Source organism: Microcoleus sp. T3_B1 (assembly GCF_036700445.1).
GTDB lineage: Bacteria > Cyanobacteriota > Cyanobacteriia > Cyanobacteriales > Microcoleaceae > Microcoleus.
The window spans coordinates 1-4,360 of sequence record NZ_JAUBOX010000168.1; the positions used below are offsets into that span (position 1 = coordinate 1).

General features: G+C 37.2%; 3 protein-coding genes and 2 pseudogenes. 2 read left to right on the forward strand and 3 right to left on the reverse strand.

Features of this window, described 5'->3' with window-relative positions:
* Positions 1–366 precede the first annotated feature (366 nt).
* The 3 genes and pseudogenes from QT990_RS35310 to QT990_RS35320 form a co-directional block, all read right to left on the reverse strand.
* Positions 367–561 (reverse strand): annotated as a pseudogene (locus QT990_RS35310) (ISL3 family transposase); the annotation flags it as partial.
* A 278-nt stretch (positions 562–839) separates the two neighbouring features.
* The gene (locus tag QT990_RS35315; protein ID WP_333148258.1) at positions 840–1,913 is read right to left on the reverse strand and encodes a hypothetical protein; all 1,074 of its coding nucleotides are present in this window, start codon (positions 1,911–1,913) and stop codon (positions 840–842) included.
* A gap of 163 nt (positions 1,914–2,076) precedes the next feature.
* Positions 2,077–2,526, reverse strand: coding sequence for a hypothetical protein (locus tag QT990_RS35320; protein WP_333148260.1), 450 nt, complete (start codon positions 2,524–2,526; stop codon positions 2,077–2,079).
* Between the two features lie 94 nt (positions 2,527–2,620).
* On the opposite strand from QT990_RS35320, the pseudogene QT990_RS35325 reads away from it, so the two are divergent.
* Positions 2,621–3,640: pseudogene (locus QT990_RS35325) on the forward strand (IS630 family transposase).
* 264 nt (positions 3,641–3,904) lie between these two features.
* Positions 3,905–4,357, forward strand: a complete 453-nt coding sequence (locus QT990_RS35330) for a hypothetical protein (RefSeq protein WP_333148262.1) — start codon at positions 3,905–3,907, stop codon at positions 4,355–4,357.
* The last annotated feature ends 3 nt before the right edge of the window (positions 4,358–4,360 follow it).

Below are 4,360 nucleotides of genomic sequence, written 5' to 3' on the forward strand. Positions count from 1 at the left end.
ATCCTCAACTCGGTTGTTAAATCCCCATGTGGCGAAGATATTTGGCGGGTCACTGCCTGAGAAAATAGATCGATGCCGTTCAGCAATATACAAACAAAAGCTTCTCTGATGTAGGAGCTTTTGTTTTAGGTTTTAAAGAACTTAGACGGGCTCATTTGTGACAAGTTAAGAAAAAGTGCAAATTGTCAAGGGGTAGACAAAAAAAGGTAAAATAGGACGAAACCTTTACGGGGCAAGCAGTTCAGCCATAATTGAACCAGTTATGAGTAGCCAAAAACGAATCAACCGAGATCATGCAAAGAAAAAAAAGGTTCTTCGGTTCTTCCTTACAAGGTTCTTCGGTTCTTCCTTACTTGGTATGCCAAACTAACAATTAAAATGACAATTAAGCAAACATCTATTTTTGTAGTTTTCAAAATTCCTAAAGCCATATGCAGAACGTTTTATTAACTTAAGCTTGTTGTTAATACCTTCAACAATACCAATTGTTGTCCTATTATCAAAGTAAGCAATTATCTCGTCCAACCAATTAGTAATAGTCTTCACAGTATCTGGAAAATATTGTTGATCTCTTTTCGTAACTGCTCAATAAGTGCTGATAACCCACATTCCGCAGATGTGATTATCGTATCCGCTCAATAAATCGGGGTAATAGCAAAAAAAGAAGGTTCACAATCTAGGCACAGCATGGTAGAATATGACGTATTATTAATCATAAAATCAAGGATGTCATAACTTTTTTTAGCTACTAAAGTCACAATTAACCGTGGGTTTATACGACACTTACTAAAGGAATCAAGTGCCAAGAATTCAGAGCCTTTATATTTTTTTGAATTTGTTCAATCAGACCAGGACACACCCAAAGAATAAACTGAAGATTGTTGACGAATAATCATCCCCAAAGATGGAATATTTCCCAGGTGAGAAATACGGTCGTTCATATATTCAAAAAAGCTAATTCCTAATTTGCGGGTAGTGGCAACCAGAGACATGAAAATGTCCATCGCCTTCGTTCCTTCACAAGTTTGGGTTGCATAACTAATATTTCGTCGCTGCACGATTGTTCTAGCAGCTAGTTCAGCCGGGTTATTATGTAAAGGTAATTCCGGATGCTCCAAAACTAAAAGCAACTCAGATATTTTACTCAAAGTTAATTTTTTTCGTTCATCTAATTGTTCATAACCAGAGGAACTGCCGAAAATTTCCCAAAATTTTGATTTGAGCCTGAGCTTCTCTAACCCAGATGGAGAGTTTTTATAAGCTAATAATTCTCGGTAGTAATCCCAAAAATCATCAAGAAACTTGTCTAAACTTTTTTGATGACAAGTTACAAATGGACTTAACTTTTTATAATGTCTTGCTTCAGGCACCCAACATAAAGATAAATCATCTGTGAGTAATTTAAACTGGGGTGCATCATCAGTCACCAGAGTTTTTATTATCGGAATCTGGGATTGCTGAGCATAAAAAGCAATCGCTGCTGCCTCTAAAATCCTGGTACGATGTTGAGAGCCTACAGCACCCATATTTTTATTCAGCAAGGAGTTAAACTCATCACCCTTCAACGGAATTTCTCTTAGCAATCCTTTAATTTGATGGCTCCACTTCTGGGGTACATTGAACTTATCTAATAGCTGGTAAGTAAGTGGAGATATAATAAACTCAAGTTCTGGGTTGTTCTGTAATACTCCAAGTACGCTTAATCGGTTTTTTCTTAAAGTTGTAGAATAAACTGTATATAATGGGTTGCAAATTATATTTGTAGTGTGATTTACTCCTTTAACACGCGCACTTGTTTGGTCTAAGTGTTGCCAAGGACTACTTGCTAATCCGGATTCATACACTTCGTTAAATTCTGATTCAAACTTTGATGAATTTTTCACCACTAGATTTGATAAATAACCCGCTGACATCGAAATCCCAATATTGCTTAAAAAATCTAATAGCTTTCCGCATCGTCATGTTTCCCCCGTAATACAAGCTCATAACTAAGGATTTTACTCCCGGACCAAACTCTCCATCATATCCGGATGGTAAGGGTGAAACGTATGTTTTCTTTTCTGAAGGTGAGTAATACTACTGTTTCCGGAATAACACGTTATCTGTTTTCAGTAAAATGTCTTGAACTATTACCTCTTCATAACCCTTAAATTCTGCATCGAATGGCAGTTCTGCTTCAGGATACTCCAGGATTTTTGAGCGGTCAACTTTGACGATCGCATTTTTACTGCTTTTAATGTGCTTTTTTGGTGCTTTTCGCTCTTTTTCGGATGAGTAGTTCTCTTTTAACTTTTTCGCTCCATTAGCTTTGACCTCTGGTTTGCCTTGTTCTCCTTTGAGGCGATTGTTTTCGGATTTTAATCTTTGATTTTCTGACCGTAATTCTCTGGTTTCTGCTTGTAATTGCTCTACAAGGTTTAGCAATATGGACACAGTACGACGCAATGATTCGTCAGCAATCTCAGATGGCTCAATGCTTTGCAGTAAGGTCTCTACTAATTTTTGAGGAGATGATTCTTGCGTCATGAATCATATTCTACTATGCTGTGCCTAGATTGTGAAACTTCTTTTTTGCTGTTACCCCGATTTATTGAGCGGATACTATTTAGAGACGTTTTATATGTTTTTAATGCGAGATATTAATCCACTTTCCTTGAAATTTCTAAACCGAATTTATCGCGAAAGCAGACATCATCAAGTGCGCCTAGCAAGCACATTTTTTAATCTTAGTTTCACAAGGTGTCAAAAATGAAAACTTGATGAAAATTTTTCAAGTTAGTTATAAGACTATGTATAAGTTATAAGACTATGTATAACTGGTTGAATCGATGGGAATATGAGGGAATGGTCGGATTATATAATAAACCAGGTAGAGGCAGAAAAGAAACATTTAATTCCGCACAATCAGCTCAAATTAGAGACTGGGTAAAATTGCAACCAAAACAATTAAAGCAAGTAGTGCAAAATATTAAACAAGAATGGAATATTAATATCAGTACGGAAACTATTAAGAGAATAATTAAAAAACTTTGTATGAGTTGGCATAGGATGCGTCGAGGTGTTGGTGGCAAGCCAGACCCCATAGAATACAAGGAAAAAAAAGAAAACTTGTCAGAATTAAAACAACTAGAAAATGAGGGAAAAATTGATTTATACTATTTAGATGAATCCGGATTTTGTGGCATCCCTTGTGTCCCTTATGGATGGCAAGATATTGGTGAATATTTGTCAATTGAGAGTCGTAGAACTAAGCGTTTAAATGTCTGGGGAATCATGAATCGGCAAAACACTTTTCATGCTTATGTTTCAGAGCAGACTATTAATTCGCTCTGTAATCATAGCCTGCATAGATACTTTCTTTGCTGTGGTGGAGCGGCCAACAGTTATTGTAGTAGATCAAGCTTCTATTCATACTAGCCATGCCATTTTTGAGAAAATTGAAGAATGGAAAAAACGCGGTTTAACTATATTTGAATTGCCGACTTATTCACCTAAATTGAATTTAATTGAGATTTTGTGGCGGTTTATCCAATATGAATGGCTCGAAATAGATGCGTACTCTAGCTGGCAAGCTCTTGTTTCATCTGTCGAAAAAATCCTTAAAGAATTTGGAGATAATTATGTAATTAATTTTGCTTAACTACTTAATTCTAGTTGTGTCTGAACTTTAAATATTAGCTTAGAGCTAGAAAGGTCAGAACTGGTCGAATTAGCATCGGATTTTGCTGTGGATTGTCTGCTACAGATTTGGGTTAAATTATGATATTTTAGTTCTGTAGATAAACGACCTGCTGCTGACAACTGGAGTTTAGACTAAAAAAGAGAGAAGGGTGGCAAAAGCAGGACTTGAGCCACCGCGCCGGGAGAGAATGAGGGTGAAAAATAAAACCTATTGACTCCCTCAATGAACAGTGAACGATTAAAGGACTTTCGTCAAGCAGCATACGAATTATTGGTGCGAGCGAAAGATGCCACATTCGAGCTGATGGATGCAGTGATGACCACCAGGAATGCGTCTTGTTTGGCAGAATTTTCACTCAGCCCGCTATTCAATCGACAATGGTCAAGTATCTATGAAGCCTTACAAGACTGTAGACCTGACCGAAAAAAAGTGATGGAGTTGTATCGAGAGCAATTAGAACAGCAAGTACCCGCAACAGAACATATATTAGTGGCGATTGATCGTACTGTATGGGGGAGACCAGACGCTAAAACCTTAAAAGACAGAACCCATGAATATCAGGGGGGCGTAATTATCGGACAGGGCTACAGTACAATTGCCTGGAGTGCGACTCGTTTAATCCAAATGGATAAAGAATATCCAAGGACGATTAGCCTAACCCTCTGGTTAGTGTAACTG